Annotated in this window: 16 protein-coding genes; 5 read left to right on the top strand and 11 right to left on the bottom strand. The window is 65.0% G+C overall.

Annotated elements, in window-relative coordinates; genetic code table 11:
- Positions 1-58: 58 nt before the first annotated feature.
- The 3 genes from AQ611_RS02865 to AQ611_RS02855 are packed head-to-tail and all read right to left on the bottom strand — an operon-like array spanning position 59 to position 2,576.
- Positions 59-913, bottom strand: coding sequence for a hypothetical protein (locus AQ611_RS02865; protein WP_069233669.1), 855 nt, complete (start codon positions 911-913; stop codon positions 59-61).
- Positions 914-942: 29 nt separating this feature from the next.
- A complete protein-coding gene (locus AQ611_RS02860) occupies positions 943-1,629 on the bottom strand; it encodes a fimbrial protein (protein WP_069233668.1) in 687 nt (228 codons plus the stop codon).
- Positions 1,626-2,576: a type IV pilus biogenesis protein PilM gene (locus AQ611_RS02855; protein ID WP_069233667.1), complete on the bottom strand. Its 951-nt coding sequence runs from the start codon at positions 2,574-2,576 to the stop codon at positions 1,626-1,628. The genes AQ611_RS02860 and AQ611_RS02855 overlap by 4 nt, the downstream gene beginning before the upstream one ends.
- A gap of 247 nt (positions 2,577-2,823) precedes the next feature.
- Here AQ611_RS02855 and AQ611_RS02850 point away from each other — a divergent pair, with 247 nt between their 5' ends.
- A complete protein-coding gene (locus AQ611_RS02850; protein WP_069233666.1) occupies positions 2,824-5,223 on the top strand; it encodes a penicillin-binding protein 1A in 2,400 nt (799 codons plus the stop codon).
- Between the two features lie 120 nt (positions 5,224-5,343).
- Here AQ611_RS02850 and cyaY read toward each other — a convergent pair whose 3' ends face one another.
- Positions 5,344-5,670, bottom strand: coding sequence for an iron donor protein CyaY (gene cyaY / locus AQ611_RS02845; protein WP_059512421.1), 327 nt, complete (start codon positions 5,668-5,670; stop codon positions 5,344-5,346).
- Between the two features lie 36 nt (positions 5,671-5,706).
- Between cyaY and lptM the strand changes: the two genes are divergently transcribed.
- Positions 5,707-5,985 (top strand): LPS translocon maturation chaperone LptM, encoded by a 279-nt coding sequence (gene lptM / locus AQ611_RS02840; protein WP_069233665.1) that lies wholly within the window; start codon positions 5,707-5,709, stop codon positions 5,983-5,985.
- Positions 5,986-5,995: 10 nt separating this feature from the next.
- On the top strand, positions 5,996-7,264 hold the full coding sequence (gene lysA, locus AQ611_RS02835; RefSeq protein WP_069233664.1) for a diaminopimelate decarboxylase: 1,269 nt from the start codon (positions 5,996-5,998) through the stop codon (positions 7,262-7,264).
- 151 nt (positions 7,265-7,415) lie between these two features.
- Here the strand turns inward: lysA and msrQ are convergent, their stop codons facing one another.
- The 5 genes from msrQ to AQ611_RS02810 all read right to left on the bottom strand — a co-directional run bounded on the left by msrQ (position 7,416) and on the right by AQ611_RS02810 (position 13,435).
- Entirely contained in the window at positions 7,416-8,117 is a 702-nt protein-coding gene (msrQ, locus tag AQ611_RS02830) for a protein-methionine-sulfoxide reductase heme-binding subunit MsrQ (protein ID WP_069233663.1), read from the bottom strand.
- Between the two features lie 10 nt (positions 8,118-8,127).
- Entirely contained in the window at positions 8,128-9,126 is a 999-nt protein-coding gene (msrP, locus tag AQ611_RS02825) for a protein-methionine-sulfoxide reductase catalytic subunit MsrP (protein ID WP_059512425.1), read from the bottom strand.
- A 164-nt stretch (positions 9,127-9,290) separates the two neighbouring features.
- A complete protein-coding gene (gene ccsB, locus AQ611_RS02820; protein ID WP_069233662.1) occupies positions 9,291-10,487 on the bottom strand; it encodes a c-type cytochrome biogenesis protein CcsB in 1,197 nt (398 codons plus the stop codon).
- Positions 10,488-10,491: 4 nt separating this feature from the next.
- Positions 10,492-12,663, bottom strand: coding sequence for a cytochrome c biogenesis protein ResB (locus AQ611_RS02815; protein WP_069233661.1), 2,172 nt, complete (start codon positions 12,661-12,663; stop codon positions 10,492-10,494).
- A gap of 124 nt (positions 12,664-12,787) precedes the next feature.
- Positions 12,788-13,435 (bottom strand): c-type cytochrome, encoded by a 648-nt coding sequence (locus AQ611_RS02810; RefSeq protein ID WP_059512428.1) that lies wholly within the window; start codon positions 13,433-13,435, stop codon positions 12,788-12,790.
- A gap of 214 nt (positions 13,436-13,649) precedes the next feature.
- Here AQ611_RS02810 and yihA point away from each other — a divergent pair, with 214 nt between their 5' ends.
- A complete protein-coding gene (yihA, locus tag AQ611_RS02805) occupies positions 13,650-14,309 on the top strand; it encodes a ribosome biogenesis GTP-binding protein YihA/YsxC (protein WP_059512429.1) in 660 nt (219 codons plus the stop codon).
- Between the two features lie 266 nt (positions 14,310-14,575).
- A complete protein-coding gene (gene hemB / locus AQ611_RS02800) occupies positions 14,576-15,574 on the top strand; it encodes a porphobilinogen synthase (protein ID WP_069233660.1) in 999 nt (332 codons plus the stop codon).
- A 219-nt stretch (positions 15,575-15,793) separates the two neighbouring features.
- Here the strand turns inward: hemB and dsbD are convergent, their stop codons facing one another.
- Entirely contained in the window at positions 15,794-17,671 is a 1,878-nt protein-coding gene (gene dsbD / locus AQ611_RS02795; RefSeq protein WP_069233659.1) for a protein-disulfide reductase DsbD, read from the bottom strand.
- Entirely contained in the window at positions 17,664-17,990 is a 327-nt protein-coding gene (gene cutA / locus AQ611_RS02790; protein ID WP_069233658.1) for a divalent-cation tolerance protein CutA, read from the bottom strand. The genes dsbD and cutA overlap by 8 nt, the downstream gene beginning before the upstream one ends.
- Positions 17,991-18,128 lie beyond the last annotated feature (138 nt).

The following is an 18,128-nucleotide window of genomic DNA, read 5'->3' as shown; positions in this document are numbered from 1 at the left end:
GCGATCGTAACCGTGATCGCGATCGCACCGCCCAACCATAAGCGAACGTGTACGCGCATCACTTCGCCCCTCCACCCACGCGCACCACCCGCTGCCCGCCATCGTGCGTCACGAACGTCACGCCGCCTGCGTCGATCCCGGCGAGACGATCGCCGCCAACCGCTTGCCCGGCCGCGACCGACCACGCTGCGCCGCCGCGCTCGAACAACGCAAGACCACTGCGCCGATCGCTCAGCACACCGACGAGCCGCGCACCGTCCTGCGCCTCGCCGGCTGCGAACATAGGCATCGCGGCAAACGGGTCGGCCCTCGGCATATCCGGCACGCTCGCCCATGGCCGCCCCACTCGGCCAGGCAACTCTGGCCACACGTCCAGCCGCGTTTCGAGCACGTTTGTCTCGCCGTCGCGCTTCACGCTGAGCGTAACCGGCACAACAAGCTGTGACAGCAGCACAAGCCCGGCAAAAAAACGCAGGAACGCAGAGAAATCCCCTTCCGCGCTCAACGCAAGGGTGTACGCTCCGCCGTCGCGCCGCCCGTCAGCGGATTCGCCGCCAAGCCGGTCAAGCTGACGCACGCGTAAGCCGCTCGTCTGCGCATGGGCGGCGAGCCGCAGCGCGAAATCCGCTGCTGTTTCGCGCCGATCCGGCGCGTCAGCGTCGGCCGCCGCCGGTGACGCGGCCGCAGGTTGCCTGGAGGCGGCCGCGAGAAGCTGCCGGGCACGCGCATCACGCGACGCCGCCACGTCCAGCGCGCTCTTGCTGCGCGCAACGCCGCCCCAGTCCGCGTCGCGCCCGACATGCACGCCGCACGCAAATACGCCGCATGCAAGCGCAGCGCCCGCCGCGATACGCCATCCGGCGCTGGAAAGGCCGCGTAACCGGCTGACCTGCGCCGTTGTCCGTGACAACATCCAGCCAACCGATCGTTCCGTTGCGAGGCTCATGCGCCCTCCCGCCTGTCATGCTGCACGCACGCGACGGCGCCGCCGACGCGTGCGCCCGGCGGAAGCGGCCAGCGGATCCGCACCGAAAACGCCAGCGAGCGACCAGCGTGCAGCCCGCCGCCAGCCTGAGCGTCGCGCGCCGCCTGCAAACCCGCTACTTCGATTGTCCAGCCGCGTTGTGCGCGCTCGAGTTCGTGCAGCCATCGCACGGCGGCCGCGTGCTCAAACGCGTTCGCCTCGAGCCGCGCGTCATGCCCGTCGCTGCGAATCGATGTCAGGCGCACGCTGTCGTAATTCAACCGCTGCAACGCCTCGAACAGATCCACCGTCCGCGTCCGGGAGACAGCGCGCTCGGCCGCGCGAGCGATGCGATCGCGCTCGGCATCGCGCAAACCCGCGAGACGCTGCGCCTCCTTCAATTGAGGCGCCCATGCGGCCAACCGGCGTTCCATCGATACACGCTGCGCGTCGAAATGCGCCCGCTCGATCACGCGACCGGCACACCATAGCGCCACCCCCGCCATCCCGATGCACACGGCGGCGGCCATCTCACCGAACACGCGCCGCCGGAGTCGCCGGGCAGCGCGGGCCCGATACGGCAGGAGATTGAAGCCGCCAAGCCGGGCGCGCTGTTTCCGTGGATCGAGTGGCGACGCGAAGCCGCTCGCAACCCGCAGCGTCATTCGAATACCCCGCGCAGCGCCAGCCCGAACGCCACCGCAAAGCCCGGCGACCGGGCGAACACATCGTCGACCGAGCCGAGCGGCGCGCAAGCCGCGCATTCGAACGGCAAAGCAATGCAGCCAAGCAAATCGCCGACGTCCGCGAGCGAAACCCGCGCACTGCCGAACGATTCGAGATCGCCGGCGACGAATGCGCAACGCGGCGCACCGGCCTGCGCAAGCGCGCGCAACGCATCGGCGGGATGCTCATGCTCGGGAGCCGGATAGCGGGCCTGCGCGGCGATGGCGTCACCGCAAATGAGCCAGCCGTGCATGCCGCCGTCGCCGATCCAGACGGCAAGATACGGCTCGCCGCCGTCGATTTCACGTGCGGCGGCATGACGAACGGCCCGCAGTGCCGCAGGCGGCTCGCCGTCGATTGCAACGAGCTCGACGCCGGCCGATGCAGCCGCGTCGATGCGCACGTCGAGATGCGCGTGCGCCGCCGCCGCGAATGCGACTTCGCCCGGCGCCGCTGTATCGCCGATGTCCCAATCGACTGCCAGTGCGTCGCGCGCCAGCCCCGTGAGCTGCTCGGCCGCCGCACGCACGGCGGGCTCGATGCCCGCCCGCGACGCGCCGCGCGGCCACGAAAGCGTCGCCATCGAAAACGCGCCGTCCGGTATCGCCATCACGCCCGGGATGGGCCTTCGGCGCCAGCCGCCGGCCGGCCGCGTCAGCGCGGTACCGCCCAGCACGGCCGACAGCGCGGCCGACACTGCCTGCCAGCCGCCATCGTCGGGCGTGTCGAACGCGCCGGCGGGCAACGGTCGCGCATCAAGCGCCTCGATCCGCAATGCGCCGCCGTGCCCCCGCCGGCTCAGCACCGCAACGCGCACCGCGCGCCGGCTCACGTCGATCCCCGCCGCCATCCGGCGGCCGAGCGCCCACCACGAACGTCCCTGCATCGCTTGCCCTCCATGAACGCACTCCGGCCGGAGCACGGTATGGAGCCATTTTGCGAAGCCGCCGATGCGGCCGGGAGTCGGCCGAATGGCTAACGCGTGCCTTCCGGATGCGCAATCGCCCATCAAGCGCGCTACAGTGAATCGTCGGCGCCGCGCCCCGGCCGTGCGTCGGCTTCCGGTCAGCCAGCGTCCGGAGTGCGCCCAAACCGGGCGGCTATAATCGCGGGACCGTATTTTTGGTGTGCCTATGCAATCCACGAATCCTACGCCTCAGCCTTCGTCGCCCGAGTCCCGCCGACGCCCGTTGTGGCTGAAGCTGCTCGTCGGCGTCGCCGGCCTGGGCGTGGCGCTCGCCGTTTGCGCCGGGCTCGTGCTCCTCTACGCGCTCGTCGTCGTCTCGCCCAACATCCCGTCGCTCGATGCGTTGACCGACTACCGCCCGAAAGTGCCGCTGCGCATCTATACGGCCGATCACGTGCTAATAGGCGAGTTCGGCGAGGAGCGGCGCGACATCGTCCACCTGCAAGACGTGCCCGATTCGCTGAAAAAAGCCGTGCTGGCGATCGAGGATGCGCGCTTTTACGAGCACGGCGGCGTCGATCTGACCGGCATCATCCGCGCAAGCGTCGTGGCGCTGACCAACGGCCACGCGTCGCAAGGCGCGAGCACGATCACGATGCAGGTCGCGCGCAACTTCTTCCTGTCGAGCGAAAAAACGTACACGCGCAAGATCTACGAGATGCTGCTCGCGTACAAGATCGAGCACGCGCTCACGAAGGATCAGATTCTCGAGGTCTATATGAATCAGATCTATCTGGGCCAGCGCGCATACGGTTTCGCCGCCGCCGCGCACGCTTATTTCGACAAGGATCTGAAGGACATCACGCTCGCGCAGGCCGCCATGCTCGCGGGGCTGCCGAAGGCGCCGTCGGCGTACAACCCGGTTGCCAACCCCAAGCGCGCGAAAGTGCGTCAGCAATACATCCTTCAGCGGATGCTCGAACTCAATTTCATCACGCAGGCGCAATATGACGAGGCGATCGCCGAGCCGCTCGTCATCAAAAGCCCGAGCCGCGTCTACAGCGTGCATGCGGAATACGTCGCCGAAATGGTGCGGCAAATGATGTACGCGCAATACAAGGACGAAGCGTATACGCGCGGGCTGAGCGTGACGACGACGATTGATTCCGCCGATCAGACGCTCGCCTATCACGCGCTGCGCAACGGCATCCTCGCGTATGACCGGCGGCGAGGCTATCGCGGGCCGGAAGGCTTCACCGAGCTGCCCACGAACGCCGACGATCGCGAACAGGCGATCGACGACGCGCTCGCCAACCATCCGGACAACGGCGAGCTGCTCGCGGCCGTCGTCACCGACGCGAGCCCGCGCCAGGTTCGCGTCGTGCTCGCCAACGGCAGCGACGCGACGCTCGACGGCGACAACCTGCGCTTCGCCGCCAGCGCTCTGTCGTCGAACACGCCACAGAACAAACGGATTCGTCCCGGCGCGATCGTGCGCGTCATCAAGAACGACGACGGCTCATGGGCAATCGCGCAGCTGCCGCAAGTGGAAGGCGCGTTCGTTTCGATCGTCCCGCAGAACGGCGCGATCCGCGCGCTGATCGGCGGCTTCGATTTCAACAAAAACAAGTTCAACCACGTGACACAGGCGTGGCGGCAGCCCGGTTCGGCGTTCAAGCCGTTCATCTATTCGGCGTCGCTCGACAAGGGCCTTGGGCCGGCGACGATCATCAACGACGGCCCGCTGTACTTCAGTGCCGCAGAAACGGGCGGCCAGCCATGGGAGCCGAAAAACTACGGCGGAGGCTTCGACGGCCCGATGACGATGCGCACCGCGCTGCAACGTTCGCGCAATCTGGTGTCGATCCGGATACTCCACCATATCGGCCCGAAATACGCGCAACAATACATCACCCGTTTCGGCTTCGACGCGGACCGCCACCCGGCCTATTTGCCGATGGCGCTCGGCGCAGGCCTCGTCACGCCGCTGCAGATGGCCGGGGCCTATTCCGTGTTCGCCAACGGCGGCTACCGGATCAATCCGTTCCTGATCGCCGAAATCACCGATCCGAACGGCAATGCCGTCGCACGTGCGCAGCCGCTCGTCGCTGAGCAGAACGCGCCGCTCGCGATCGATCAGCGTAACGCCTACGTGATGAACAGCCTGCTGCAGAGCGTCGCGCAGCGCGGCACCGGCGCACGCACGAACGTGTTGAAACGCACCGATCTCGGCGGTAAGACCGGTACGACGAACGATTCGCGCGACGCCTGGTTTTGCGGCTATCAGCACACCCTCGCGGCGGTCGCGTGGATCGGCTACGACAATCCGCGCAGCCTCGGCGACAAGGAAACCGGCGGCGGACTCGCGCTGCCTGTCTGGATCGACTACATGGGCCCCGCGCTCAAGAATGTGCCGCCATACAAAATGCCAATGCCCGATGGCATCAAAACGCTCGGCAACGAACTGTATTTCGATCAGTTCACGCCGGGCCACGGGTTCGTGTCGACCGTCGGCGTGAGCCTGCCGGCGGCGTCATCGTCCGACGATTCGGAAGACTCGGCCCCGTCGCACGTCAACGAACAGGAAAAGCAGGACATCATGAACCTGTTCCGCGGCGGCAACTGACGCCGCGGCTGCCAACGCGCCGCGCCATCGAGGCCCGGTGGCGGCAACAAACGACAAAGCGGCCCCAGGGCCGCTTTGTCGTTTGGAAAACGCGTGGCCGGCACGCCGGCCACGCGCGCATCACATGTGAAACGTCACCGGCGTGCCGGCCTGCTGGGTCGCATAACCGGTCAATGCATCGAAGAACTCCTGCCCGGTGCGGGTATCGCGCCACCTGCCGTCGACGAACCGGTAGTGGAAACCGCCCGCCTTCGCGGCAATCCACACCTCCTGCATAGGCGGCTGCAGGTTGATGATGATCTTCGAACCGTTTTCGAACGTCAGCGTCAGCACGCTGCCGTTGCGTTCGAGATCGATGTCGGCGTCGCCTTCATTGACTTCGTCGACCGAGCGCTCAACGGCCGCCAGCACGGCCTCGGCGCGGGTCAGGTATTCAGTGTCGGGCATGCTAAACTCTGTCGATTCAATTGTTTAGGGACGGTCATGCGAATTGCTTGGCAAATGCGCGCTTTGCCGATCAGCGCGATTGTAGCGGCTTTGATGCTAGCAGGCTGCGGTCAGCGTGGCCCGTTGTACTTACCGGAAGTGCCGCCGCTGCCACCCAAGCCGACCGAGCGCGCGCAGCCGCCCGCGGATGCCGCCGATGCGGCTTCGTCCGACGACGGCAGCGCAGCCGACTCGCCGCTCGCGCTGTCGCCCGAATTGTCGGCGCAGCGGGCGTCAAAAGCCATGCCCGCTTCCGGTGCGTCTTCCGCTCAATAACCGAACTCGCATGAATCAACCCGCATTCGATTATGTCGACGGCACGCTCCACGTGGAGCGCGTGCCTGCCGAAGCGCTCGCCGAGCGCTTCGGCACCCCGCTGTTCGTCTATTCGCGCGCCGCGCTCACCGCCGCGTATGAAGCTTACGCCCAGGCCTGCGCGGGCCGCCGTGCGACGATTCACTTCGCGGTGAAATCGAACGGCAATCTCGGCGTGCTCAACGTATTTGCGCGCCTGGGCGCGGGCTTCGACATCGTGTCGGGCGGCGAACTTGCCCGCGTGCTCGCGGCGGGCGGCCAGGCGCGGAACACGGTGTTCTCCGGCGTCGGCAAGAGCGCGGATGAGATGCGCGTCGCACTCGATGTGGGCGTGAAGTGCTTCAACGTCGAATCGATCCCCGAACTCGACCGGTTGAACGCCGTCGCGGCGTCGCTCGGCAAGCGCGCGCCCGTGTCGCTGCGCGTGAATCCGGACGTCGATCCGAAAACGCACCCCTACATCTCGACCGGCCTGAAGGCGAACAAGTTCGGCATCGCGTTCGACGACGCGCGCGCCGCTTACCGGACGGCGGCCGCTCTGCCGAACCTCGACGTGATCGGCATCGACTGCCACATCGGCTCGCAAATCACCGAGCTGAGCCCGTATCTCGACGCGCTCGACAAACTGCTCGATCTCGTCGAGCAGGTCGAGGCGGACGGCGTGACGATCCGCCATGTCGATGTCGGCGGGGGGCTCGGCATCGTGTACGACGCGGAAACGCCGCCCGATATCGGCAGCTACGTGCGCGCGGTGCTCGATCGCATCGACGCGCGCGGACACGGCCATCGCGAAGTGTGGTTCGAGCCGGGCCGCTCGCTGACGGGCAACGCGGGGGTGCTGCTCACGCGGGTCGAATTTCTGAAGCAGGGCGAGGAAAAGAACTTCTCGATCGTCGATGCCGCGATGAACGATCTCGCGCGCCCGACGATGTACGACGCGTATCATGCAATCGATCCGGTGAAGCCGCGCACCGACGTTGCGCCCAAGGTCTACGACGTCGTGGGCCCCGTCTGCGAAAGCGGCGATTGGCTCGGCCGCGAGCGCACGCTGGCGATCGAGCCGGGCGATCTGCTCGCGATCCGCTCGACGGGCGCCTACGGATTCACGATGAGTTCCAACTACAACGCTCGGCCACGCGCGGCCGAGGTGATCGTCGACGGCGCTAACGCGCATCTCGTGCGGCTGCGCGAAACGATCGAGAGCCTGTTCGAGCACGAGACGATCCTGCCGGAGGGTTGAGCGGCGAAGTACACAAAGGAAGCCTGCTGACGCGCGCATCCGGAATTCATCGTCCGCAGACCGAAGGCGATGTCCGTTCACCGGACATCGCCTTTTTATTTGGCCATCGGACAATCCGGCCCGCGCCCGCATCGCGCGCGGCGCGGCCGGCCTATGCGCGCCGCCAGCGCTCCCGCGCCCAGAGCAGCAGACGCCAGCCAAGCAGCGCGACGACGATCGCGCCATACAGCTTCGGCAGCGCGAGATCGTGCTTGCCCGCCTTCATCCACCAGAAATGCAGGATGCCGAACGATGCGATCAGATAAATCGCGCGGTGCAGCGTCTGCCAGTGCCTGCCGAGCCGCCGCGCGGCCGCGCGCGGCGACGTCGCGGCGAGCGGGATCAGCAGCACGAACGCGGCGAACCCCACGGTGATGAACGGGCGCTTCACGATATCCTTCGCAATCTCCATCAGGTCGAACCATTTGTCGAACCAGATGTATGTCGTGAAATGCAGCACCGCGTAAAAAAACGCGTAAAGCCCGAGCATGCGCCGCAGCCGCAGCAGCGCGTTGACGCCCGTTAGCCGTCGCAGCGGCGTGACGGCGAGCGTGATGCACAGAAACACGAGTGTCCAGAGCCCTGTCGAGCGCGTGATGAATTCGATCGGATTCGCGCCGAGTTGGCCTGTCGCGCCGAAAAACACGATCCGCGCGAGCGGGTACAACGAAGCGGCGAATACCGCCACCTTCACGGGCATGAGCCATTGCGGCACGCCGTTCGTGCGGCCTGCGCCGCGGCGCGCCGCGTTGCCGCTGGAGTCCGCGCTTGTGTTCGTCTTTGCGAATGCCGTCGGTTGCATGGGATTCTCCATTCGCCAAGACTCAAAAATAACGCTTCAGATCCATGCCGCGATACATCGACGCGACCCATTCGCCATAACCGTTGTACATCAGCGTCTTGCGCTTCGGCGTGAAGAAGCCGTCGTCGCCGATGCGCCGCTCGGTCGCCTGGCTCCAACGCGGATGATCGACATTCGGATTGACGTTCGAATAGAAGCCGTATTCGTTCGATGCGTATGTATTCCAGCTCGTCGGCGGCTGACGCTCGACGAAACGGATCTTCACGATCGACTTCGCGCTCTTGAAGCCGTACTTCCACGGCACGATCAGCCGCACCGGCGCGCCGTTCTGGTTCGGCAGCACCTGGCCGTAGACGCCCATCGTCAGCAATGTCAGCGGGTTCATCGCCTCGTCCATGCGCAGCCCTTCCGAATACGGCCAATCGAGGATCGGCGCGGACAGTCCGGGCATTTGCGAAGGATCGGCGAGCGTGATGAACTGCACGAATTTCGCGTTGCCGGTCGGCTCGACGCGCTTGATGAGTTCGGCAAGCGGAAAGCCGATCCACGGCATCACCATCGACCAGCCCTCGACACAGCGATGCCGGTACACACGCTCCTCGAGCGGCGCGAGCTTCAGCAACTCGTCGATGTCGTACACCTTCGGCCGCTTGATCTCGCCTTCGACCGACACGCGCCACGGATGCGGCCGGAGTGTGCCGGCATTGCGCGCCGGATCGCTCTTATCGGTGCCGAATTCGTAGAAATTGTTGTAGGTCGTGATGTCCTTGAACGGCGTGACCTTGTCCGGCACGACGAACTTCGGATTAGTCTGCGCGGCGAGCTTGCGCGCCTTCGCGTCGGGCGACGCGTATTCGGCGAACGCCAGTCCGGGCGCGCCGCCGGCAAGCCCGCCCGCGGCGACGGCGCCCGCCGCCCGTAAGATCCGGCGTCGATTCTCGAAAACCGCTTGCGGCGTGATTTCGCTGCGTGGAATGTCGTCGCCGGCGAGCGCCGCACGCAGCGTGTTTCTGATCATCATAGTGATGCTCCGTTCTGTCCGGCGACGCGGGCTTCGCTCGCCAAAACGTTGGACCCGATTTCGCACCGCCTGTTCGCCGGCATCGCGCCAAACCGCCGGTGCAAGAAAAAACCGCCGAGCATTGAATGCGTCGGCGGTTATTAGTCGTGCGAGCGGCGCGGATCTTACAGCTTGCCGTAACTATGCAAGCCGGACAGGAACATATTGACGCCGAGGAACGCGAACGTCGTGACGAGCAGGCCCGTCAACGCCCACCACGCGGCAACCGCGCCGCGCAGCCCTTTCATCAGACGCATGTGCAGCCACGCCGCATAGTTCAGCCAGACGATCAGCGCCCAGGTTTCCTTCGGGTCCCAGCTCCAGTAACCGCCCCATGCCTCGGCCGCCCATAGCGCGCCGAGAATCGTCGCGATCGTGAAGAACGCAAAGCCGACCGCGATCGACTTGTACATCACGTCGTCGAGCACGTCGAGCGCGGGCAGCCGATCGGCCAGCATGCCGCGCTCCTTGAGCAGATACGCAACGGCGACCATCGCGGACAACGCAAAGCTGCCATAGCCGATGAAATTCGCGGGCACGTGGATTTTCATCCACCAGCTTTGCAACGCGGGCACGAGCGGCTGGATCTGCTGCGCGTCGCGCGCGATCGAGTACCACATCAGGAAGCCGACCGCCGCGCTGATCACGAGCAGCACGAACGCGCCCATCGCCCGCGTGCCGTAGTGCCCTTCGTAGTACAGATAGAGCAGCGCAGTGATCAAGCTGAACAGCACGAACACTTCATACAAGTTCGATACCGGAATATGGCCGATATCGGCGCCGATCAGATACGACTCGTACCAGCGCACCATCAGGCCGGTAAACCCCATCAGCACGGCCGCCCATGTGAGCTTCTGACCGATCGCGCCACCCGAGCCCGAGCGTGACAACATGCCGATCCAGTAGAACACGGTCGCGAGCACGAACAGCGCGCTCATCCACAGAATCGCGGACTGGCTGGACAGGAAATATTTGAGCAGGAACGCCGAATCGGCGCGCGATAAGTCGCCCTGGTAAATCTGCAACGACAGCAGCGACAGCGCGGCGATCGCCGCCATCAAGAGCCGCGCGGGCTTCCAGCGCCAGCCCAGCGCGATGAGCGCGGGCACGGTGCCGATCAGCACGGCCTTGTCGTAATAATTCATCTGCGCGCGGTAATGCGTGAGCGCGAAGCCCGCGCCGACGACGAGCGCCAACGCGAACAGCCAGTCGATAGCCGACAAGCGCCGCAGGAACGGCCGCTCGTCAAAGGCCGACGTTTCGGCCGGCGTTTCGGCGAGAGCGCGCGGCGCGCGCGATGACGATACTTGGGTCAGATCCATGATGTCAGCGAGTCGAATCGTTGGTCCCGGCGCGATCGGGCGCGGCGGCCGGTTTGGCGCGCAGCGCGGCGGCGGCCGCGTCGCGTGTTTGCACGAATTCTTTTTCGAAGTCGAAAGTCTTGCGCGCGGTGGACATTGCCATCAGCACGCTCGCGCCTCCATCCGCATCCTTGATCCAGAACCAGAGACGCCGCTCGCGCACGTAGAACATCGCGAAAATACCGGCGACGAGCAACAGGCTGCCAACGTATACCAGATTCTTGCCGGGTGCGCGCGTGAGCTGGAACACCGATGCCTGCACCTGTTTGAACGAATCGAGTTGCAAGTAGACCGGCGCGCCGTACAGAAAACTGTCCGACAACGCGTTGATCGCATTCTGCACGAAGCGCACCGTGGGCTGCGCCTGCTGCGCGGCCGGCTCGTTCGCGCGCTCGCGGGCAATTTGCCAAACCTCCCACATCGAGCCTTCAAGCATCCGCAGCAGCAAGCCGGCGGCCTTTTCCTTCTCGTCTTTCGGCACCGAGCGGTCGATGAACGTCGCGACCGCCTGAAAGCCGCCGAGCGGATTGCCGTCCGCGCCGCGGCCGATGCTGCCGTCCGCTCCCGCGAATAGGGTCAAAACGCGTAACGCACTGTCCTCGAGGCGTCCGCGCAGCGACGCATCTCCATTGCCGAGCGAATGCTGCGCGAAGCGGCGTGCCGCGTCGATGCGCACCGCCGGGTCCTGGAGCGCCGCCCGCAGCCGCATCCATTCGCCGACCGAATCACGGCTGTCGGCCGGAATCCGCAGATAGCGGAACGGATCGTTCGGGCTCGCCCGCACGCCTGCGAGGAACACGCGATCGCCGCCGATTTCGACCGGCAACATGTAGTTGTTGAATTCGCGCGCCTGGCCGTCCTTGCCGCGCACCTTGTACTGAACCGACGGCCCGACGTTGTGCAGTTCGAGCGGCTTCGACGACTTCGCGCCCGAGCCGAGCCGCTCATCGAGGAGTTCCTTGACGGATTGGCGCGTCGCGACGCCGCGCGCATCGGTCTTGCCGCTCGCATCCGACACGTTCTCGACGTTGATCGCGCGAAAATCCGAAAATTCGACCGTATCGCCGCCGGAGCCGGGCAACGGCGTCGCATTACCGATCGCGCCCTTGAACGGAAACGTCGAGGCGCTCGCGCCTTCCATCGGATAGGCGGTCATCTCCATCAGCGAGCCGCCGTCCTGGAAGCTCGACTGGTAAATCGACACGCCCTTGTACTCGAACGGCTTGTTCACCTCGACGCGCGCGGGAATCCGCTTGCCCGTCTCGCGATCGACGACGACGATGTCGCTCGCGAAGAGCTTCGGCATCCCGGTCGAGTAATAGTCGACGATGAACTTCTCGAGTTGGATCGAAAACGGCAAATCCTGAATCAGCGAGCCGGTCGGCTGATTGAGGATCGCGGTCGACACGTACTGCCCCTCGGGCACCCATGCATAGCCGCGAAACGTCGGATTCGACTCGGACAGCCGATGCTCGGCGCCGATCTCGCTAATCGTCGCACTTGTATTGACGGGGCTCTTGCCGAGCAGCCACATTTGAAATTTGATCGGCAGGTTGCTGTCGACGAGGCCGCCCACGCAGATCACGACGATCGCAAGATGCGCGGCAATGTAGCCGAACTTCGTCAGCGCGCCGCGCTTTGCGCTGATCAGCGTCGCGTCGCCGGTCTCGCGAACGACATGCTTGTAGCCCGCCTTCGCGACGAGCGCCGCGAGCGCGGCGGCGGCCGCCGCGCGCGTGCCGCCCGCCGCGAATTCCGCTTTGTGGTGGAACGCGCGCAGGCTGCCCTCGCGAACCTTGTCTTTCCAGCTCTTCGCGTCGGCGAGCATCTTTGGCGCATTGCGGATCACGCACAGAGAAATCGATGCGACGAGGAAAATCAGGATCAGCATGAACCACCACGCGCTGTAGACCGTGTAGAGGCTCAGCCCGCGGAAGATGTCGGCCCAGAACGGGCCGAACTGATTGACGTAGTTCGGATACGGATCGTCCTGCGTGAGGACCGTGCCAATGATGCTCGCAATTGCGAGGATCACAAGCAATGCGATCGCAAAGCGCATCGAGCTGAGCAGCTCGATCGCGCGCTTCGCGGCGGACGGTCCCGCCGCCGATTGCATCCCCGATGTGGTAACGCTCATTCAAACTCCAACTCACAACAAAAAAGGGCAAGGCGGCCGTTCGACGGCGCCCCACCCTTTTCTTGTTCTTGCGGCCACCCCACGGGCAGCCGCCTCGTTCATCCGGCTCGCCAGCCGAACCGGTTCAGTGCAAGCCGGCGATGTAATCGGCCACAGCCTTGAGTTCGCCATCTGTCAGCTTCAGCGCGATCTGATGCATCGGCTCGTTGTTGCGCGTGCCCTGTTGGAACGCGCTCAGCTGCGCAACCGTGTATTCCGCCCACTGTCCCGACAACCGCGGATACTGGATCGGTATGCCCTGACCGGCCGGACCATGGCAGCTCGCACATGCGGGCACGCCCTTCTCCGCGATGCCGCCGCGATAGATCTTCTGCCCCAGCGCGACCGTCGCCGCATTGCGCGCCGCGCCCGGCTTCGGCTGCTGCGCGCCGTAATACGCGGCAACATTGCGTGCGTCCTGGTCGTTCAGCGCGGCCGCGAAACCGGCCATCACGGAGTTGACGCGCGCCGGCCCCTTCGCGCCCGGCTGCGTCTTGAAATCGCCCAATTGCTTGACCAGATACTCGGGATGCTGGCCGGCCAGCTTCGGAAACGAACCCGTTGCGCTGTTGCCGTCCGCACCGTGGCACGCGGCGCACACCTGTGCCGCGATCGCCTTGCCGCGGTCGAGATCCGGCTTTGCCGCATCCGCCGCTTTTGCCTCCGCCATGAAACCAACGAGCGCTGCTACTGAAAACTGAAGCACTGCCGAAAACTTGCTCAGTCGATTCATTCGCACACCTTGTCTCTTGTGGGAATTGTGATGTTCTGCAGAAAACGACGGCGCCCAGTCTACCGTAGAAAGCGCGCGATGCGGCTTTTCGCTGGCTGCGGCAAAGGCACCGTATTGTACAATACCCCGATGAAAGTCCCGACGCCCATCCGGGCTAACCTCGGGGCTCCCGCCTTCACCGCGCCGCCTGGCGCCGCCCGTCGCCGTCCTTCTCATGGCCTTCTTGCTCCATCAAGCCCGCTTCTTCACGACCGTCAACCATCTGCGCGATCTGCCGCCGACCGCGCAGCCGGAAGTCGCCTTCGCGGGCCGCTCCAATGCCGGCAAATCGACGGCGATCAATGTACTTTGCAATCAGAAGCGGCTCGCTTTCGCGTCGAAGACGCCCGGACGCACGCAGCACATCAACTATTTCTCGGTCGGCCCGCAAGCCGCGCCCGTCGCCAACCTCGTCGATCTGCCAGGCTACGGCTACGCCGAAGTGCCGGGAGCTGCGAAGGCGCACTGGGAACAGCTCCTGTCGACGTATCTGCAAACCCGCTCGCAGCTTTGCGGAATGATTCTGATGATGGATTCGCGCCGGCCGCTCACCGAACTCGATCAACGGATGATCGAATGGTTCGCGCCGACCGGTAAGCCGATTCACACGCTGCTGACGAAATGCGACAAATTGACGCGGCAGGAGAGCATCAATGCGCTGCGTGCAACGCAAAAAAGCCTCGACGCTTATCGCGACGCCGGGTACGCGGGCAAGCTGAGCGTGCAGCTCTTCTCGGCGCTCAAACGCACTGGCCTCGACGACGCGCACGCACTGATCGAAAGCTGGGTGCGACCCGCAGACGCGGACGCAAATCGCGCCGATGAAGCAAAATAATCGCCACGCGATGCATTCCGCTCACGTCCCGAACTCGGCGGACAGCCTGCACAATTCGTGCGGCGCATAAAAAAACCCGCCGTTCAACGGCGGGTTAAACAGCCTAATCGAATAACGACAGGCACCCGCTCAGGGAGGAGAAGCGGGGAGCATTGCGCGATATGCACTTTGCCCGATCGCTATCATATACCAATGTCTCAAAAATTGACCGGAGGAAACCGAAAGCTTCCTCGGTTCCACATCGCCCCATTCCATCTGATCCAGCCATGAGCATCCATCCTTTGCACCGCCCGCGCCGCATGCGCCGTGACGAATTCTCGCGCCGCCTGATGCGCGAAAACCTCGTCACCACGAACGATCTGATCTATCCCGTGTTCGTCGTCGAAGGCACGAACGTGCGCCAGCCGGTGCCGTCGATGCCGGGCGTCGAGCGCGTGTCAGTGGATTTGCTGATGGGCGTCGCCGAGCAGTGCGTCGAGCTTGGCGTGCCCGTGCTGTCGTTATTTCCGGCCATCGAGCCGTCGCTGAAGACGCCCGATGGCCGCGAGGCGACCAATCCGGAAGGCTTGATTCCACGCGCCGTGCGCGAGCTGAAACGCCGCTTTCCCGAACTTGGCGTGCTGACCGACGTCGCACTCGATCCGTACACGAGCCACGGCCAGGACGGTGTGCTCGACGAGTCCGGCTACGTGCTCAACGATGAAACGCTCGAGATCCTCATCGAGCAGGCGCGTGCGCAAGCACAGGCCGGCGTTGACATCGTCGCGCCGTCGGACATGATGGATGGCCGCATCGGCGCGATTCGCGAGATGCTCGAAAGCGACGGCCATATCCATACGCGAATCATGGCGTATTCGGCCAAGTATGCGTCCGCGTTCTACGGCCCGTTCCGCGACGCGGTCGGCTCTGCATCGAATCTCGGCAAAAGCAACAAGATGACCTACCAGATGGACCCGGCCAATAGCGACGAGGCGCTGCGCGAAGTGCGGCTCGACATCGAAGAAGGCGCGGACATGGTGATGGTGAAGCCCGGCATGCCTTATCTCGATATCGTGCGCCGCGTGAAGGACGAGTTCCGGTTCCCGACTTACGTCTATCAAGTCAGCGGCGAATACGCGATGCTGAAAGCCGCGGCGCAGAACGGTTGGCTCGATCATGACAAGGTCGTGCTCGAATCGCTGCTCGCGTTCAAGCGCGCCGGCGCGGACGGCATCCTCACGTATTTCGCGCTCGACGCTGCACGGCTGTTGCGCGCGCAGCGGTAACAAGCCTGAGCGTCTGCGCGCTGCGCATCGAGCGGCGCGCAGGCATGCGAAAACGGCGACGCGTCGGTTCAACGAGCGTCGCCGTTTCTTATATTCGGCTCACCATCGATCGTGCGACAACCGCGCGTGCCCGCAGCGGTACATCAGCAATGCTTGCGCCGCGCGGCGGCTCATCGCGGCAATCGCCATGCGCGGCACACGCCGCGCCGCGCTCGCACATCAAGCAGCCGGTGACGTCGGCGGCAACGACATGCGCTCCAGACTGCGCAAAAATCGCTCGGCAGACTGATAGCCGACCACCCGCCCGCGCTCCTGCCCGCCATCGAATACGATGATGCCCGGCGGCCCGAACAGCTCGAAGCGCTTGAGTAACGCCTGGTCATCCGCGCTGTTCGCCGTGACGTCCGCGCGCACGAGGCGCATTTGCGCGAGCCGCGCCTGAACGCGCGGATCGGTGAACGTCAGATGCTCCATCTCCTTGCAGCTCACGCACCAGTCCGCGTAAAAATCGAGCATCACGGGCTGCGCCGATGTTTTCAGAACCTCGTCGAGTTCGGCGACCGAACGTACCGGCGCGAACGCCGGCCCTTCATGCCCGGTCGCGGCAGCCGCCGAGCCGATCGGCGCACCGCGCGACGCGAGCACCGCGAGCGGGCGCAGCGGGTCGGTCGAACCGGCCGCGAGGCCGACGATGAGCGTCGCGGCCCAAATCGCGAGCGCGGCCCCCAGTCCGCGCCCCAAACGCCGCCACACCGAAGATCCGCCCGCATGCGGCGTAAACAGGCCCAGCGCGGCCGCGGCAATCAGCAGCCACAACGCGGCAAGACCGAGACGCGCCGCGCCATTGAGCACCGGCCAGACGATCCACAACGCCGCGGCAAGCAGCACGACGCCGAAGAACACTTTGACGCCGTCCATCCACGCGCCCGCGCGGGGCAGCAGCGTACCGGCGCCGACGCCGATCACGAGCAACGGCACGCCGAGGCCAAGCCCCATCGAGAAGAGTGCCACGCCGCCAAGAAACGCGTTGCCGGTATGCGCGATGAACGCGAGCACCGCGAACAGCGGCGCGGTCATGCATGCGCCGACGACGAGCGCCGACAGCGCGCCCATCGTCGCGACCGCCATGAAGCGCCCGCCCGAGCGGCGGCCGGACGCTTGTGCGGCGCCGTCCTGCCAACGCTGAGGCAACGCGATATCGATACCGCCGATCAGCAACAGCGCGAAAGCGCTCAGCAGCAGCGCGAATGCGCCGAGTACCCACGGATTCTGCAGCCACGCGCCAAGACTTTGCCCGACGAGCGCCGCCGCAACACCGAGCGCGGTATAGACCAGCGCCATGCCGATCACATAAGTCAGCGACAGCGAAAACGCGCGCGCGCGCGTCACCCGCACGCCTTCGCCGACGATGATCGCCGACAGGATCGGAATCATCGGGTACGAGCACGGCAGCAGGCTCAACACCATCCCGGCAACGAAATAAAGCGCGACGATCGTCAGGAATCCGTGTCCGTCGAGCAGCGAGCGCGTATAGTCGGCGCTCGTCACGCGCTCATACCAACTCCCGCCATCCGCGCTTGCGCCGGCAGCAGGCGATGCGGCCGCAGTCGGGCCGGCAGCCGCGCCTCCGAGCGCCGCGCCTTCGATCCGCGCGACATGCACGGCGGGCGGATAGCAGATGCCTTCGTCCGCGCATCCTTGCGACGTCACCGCAAGCTCGAACGGCCCCGACGCCTGCTTGACCGGCACGTGAATCGTGAGATCGCCGCGATAGGTTTCGACCTCCTTCTGGAACGTCTGGTCGAACTTCACGTGACCAGCCGGCATCTGCGCTTCGCCGAGCGTGGCCGTGCCGCCTTTTACCTCGAACCCGAAACGCTCGCGATACAGGTAATAGCCGTCGGCGATCTTGAAATGCACGTCTACTTGCCCCGGCGCCTCGCTCGTGCTGAATTTGAAAGCGACCGCGGGATCGAGAAAATCATCGGCGGCGCGAGTCGCAAGCGGCGCGCCGAACAGCATGCCGAACCACGCCACGACGGCAAGCCATCCATGAATACGGGAGCGCAGGGTGTTAAGCGAAGAACGATTAAACATGAAATAGCCGCTGAGTTTCGTTGGCAACCCACTCGCCATAAGACGCCGACGCCGTTGCCTGCCAAGATACGATCTCGGGAACATCGTAAGGATGACGGGACTGAATGAAGCGCTCGAGTTCCAGCGCACGCACGGCGCTCGTCTTGAACAGCAACTGGATTTCGTCGGCCGTCTCAACCTTGCCTTGCCAATGGTAGCGCGATCGAATCGCGCCCAGTTCGGACACGCACGCGGCAAGCCGCGCCGCCAGCGCGCCGTCCGCAAGCGCGCGGGCGGTTTGCGCATCGGGCACCGTCGTCAACATCAGGACGATCACCATTGGCGCCTCCGTGACTGTGTTGAAAACCTCATATCGTATCGCACGCAGCGAAAGCGCGTGAATGCCGTCTCGCGTGGATCGGTGCGCAAAACCGGCGGCCCAAACAAAAAGGGCCAAGCCTTCGCTTGACCCTTGATG

The sequence above is a fragment of the Burkholderia singularis genome, assembly GCF_001718875.1.
GTDB lineage: Bacteria > Pseudomonadota > Gammaproteobacteria > Burkholderiales > Burkholderiaceae > Burkholderia > Burkholderia singularis.
Note: the sequence above shows the minus strand (reverse complement) of the source record. Positions and strands in the feature narration are given on the sequence as shown.

What these genes read in the sequence shown, in the direction of transcription:
- AQ611_RS02865 (WP_069233669.1), bottom strand. Translation starts at nt 913, where the DNA reads ATGTTGTCACGGACAACGGCGCAGGTCAGCCGGTTACGCGGCCTTTCC.
- AQ611_RS02860 (WP_069233668.1), bottom strand. Translation starts at nt 1,629, where the DNA reads ATGACGCTGCGGGTTGCGAGCGGCTTCGCGTCGCCACTCGATCCACGG.
- AQ611_RS02855 (WP_069233667.1), bottom strand. Translation starts at nt 2,576, where the DNA reads ATGCAGGGACGTTCGTGGTGGGCGCTCGGCCGCCGGATGGCGGCGGGG.
- AQ611_RS02850 (WP_069233666.1), top strand. Translation starts at nt 2,824, where the DNA reads ATGCAATCCACGAATCCTACGCCTCAGCCTTCGTCGCCCGAGTCCCGC.
- cyaY (WP_059512421.1), bottom strand. Translation starts at nt 5,670, where the DNA reads ATGCCCGACACTGAATACCTGACCCGCGCCGAGGCCGTGCTGGCGGCC.
- lptM (WP_069233665.1), top strand. Translation starts at nt 5,707, where the DNA reads ATGCGAATTGCTTGGCAAATGCGCGCTTTGCCGATCAGCGCGATTGTA.
- lysA (WP_069233664.1), top strand. Translation starts at nt 5,996, where the DNA reads ATGAATCAACCCGCATTCGATTATGTCGACGGCACGCTCCACGTGGAG.
- msrQ (WP_069233663.1), bottom strand. Translation starts at nt 8,117, where the DNA reads ATGGAGAATCCCATGCAACCGACGGCATTCGCAAAGACGAACACAAGC.
- msrP (WP_059512425.1), bottom strand. Translation starts at nt 9,126, where the DNA reads ATGATGATCAGAAACACGCTGCGTGCGGCGCTCGCCGGCGACGACATT.
- ccsB (WP_069233662.1), bottom strand. Translation starts at nt 10,487, where the DNA reads ATGGATCTGACCCAAGTATCGTCATCGCGCGCGCCGCGCGCTCTCGCC.
- AQ611_RS02815 (WP_069233661.1), bottom strand. Translation starts at nt 12,663, where the DNA reads ATGAGCGTTACCACATCGGGGATGCAATCGGCGGCGGGACCGTCCGCC.
- AQ611_RS02810 (WP_059512428.1), bottom strand. Translation starts at nt 13,435, where the DNA reads ATGAATCGACTGAGCAAGTTTTCGGCAGTGCTTCAGTTTTCAGTAGCA.
- yihA (WP_059512429.1), top strand. Translation starts at nt 13,650, where the DNA reads ATGGCCTTCTTGCTCCATCAAGCCCGCTTCTTCACGACCGTCAACCAT.
- hemB (WP_069233660.1), top strand. Translation starts at nt 14,576, where the DNA reads ATGAGCATCCATCCTTTGCACCGCCCGCGCCGCATGCGCCGTGACGAA.
- dsbD (WP_069233659.1), bottom strand. Translation starts at nt 17,671, where the DNA reads ATGTTTAATCGTTCTTCGCTTAACACCCTGCGCTCCCGTATTCATGGA.
- cutA (WP_069233658.1), bottom strand. Translation starts at nt 17,990, where the DNA reads ATGGTGATCGTCCTGATGTTGACGACGGTGCCCGATGCGCAAACCGCC.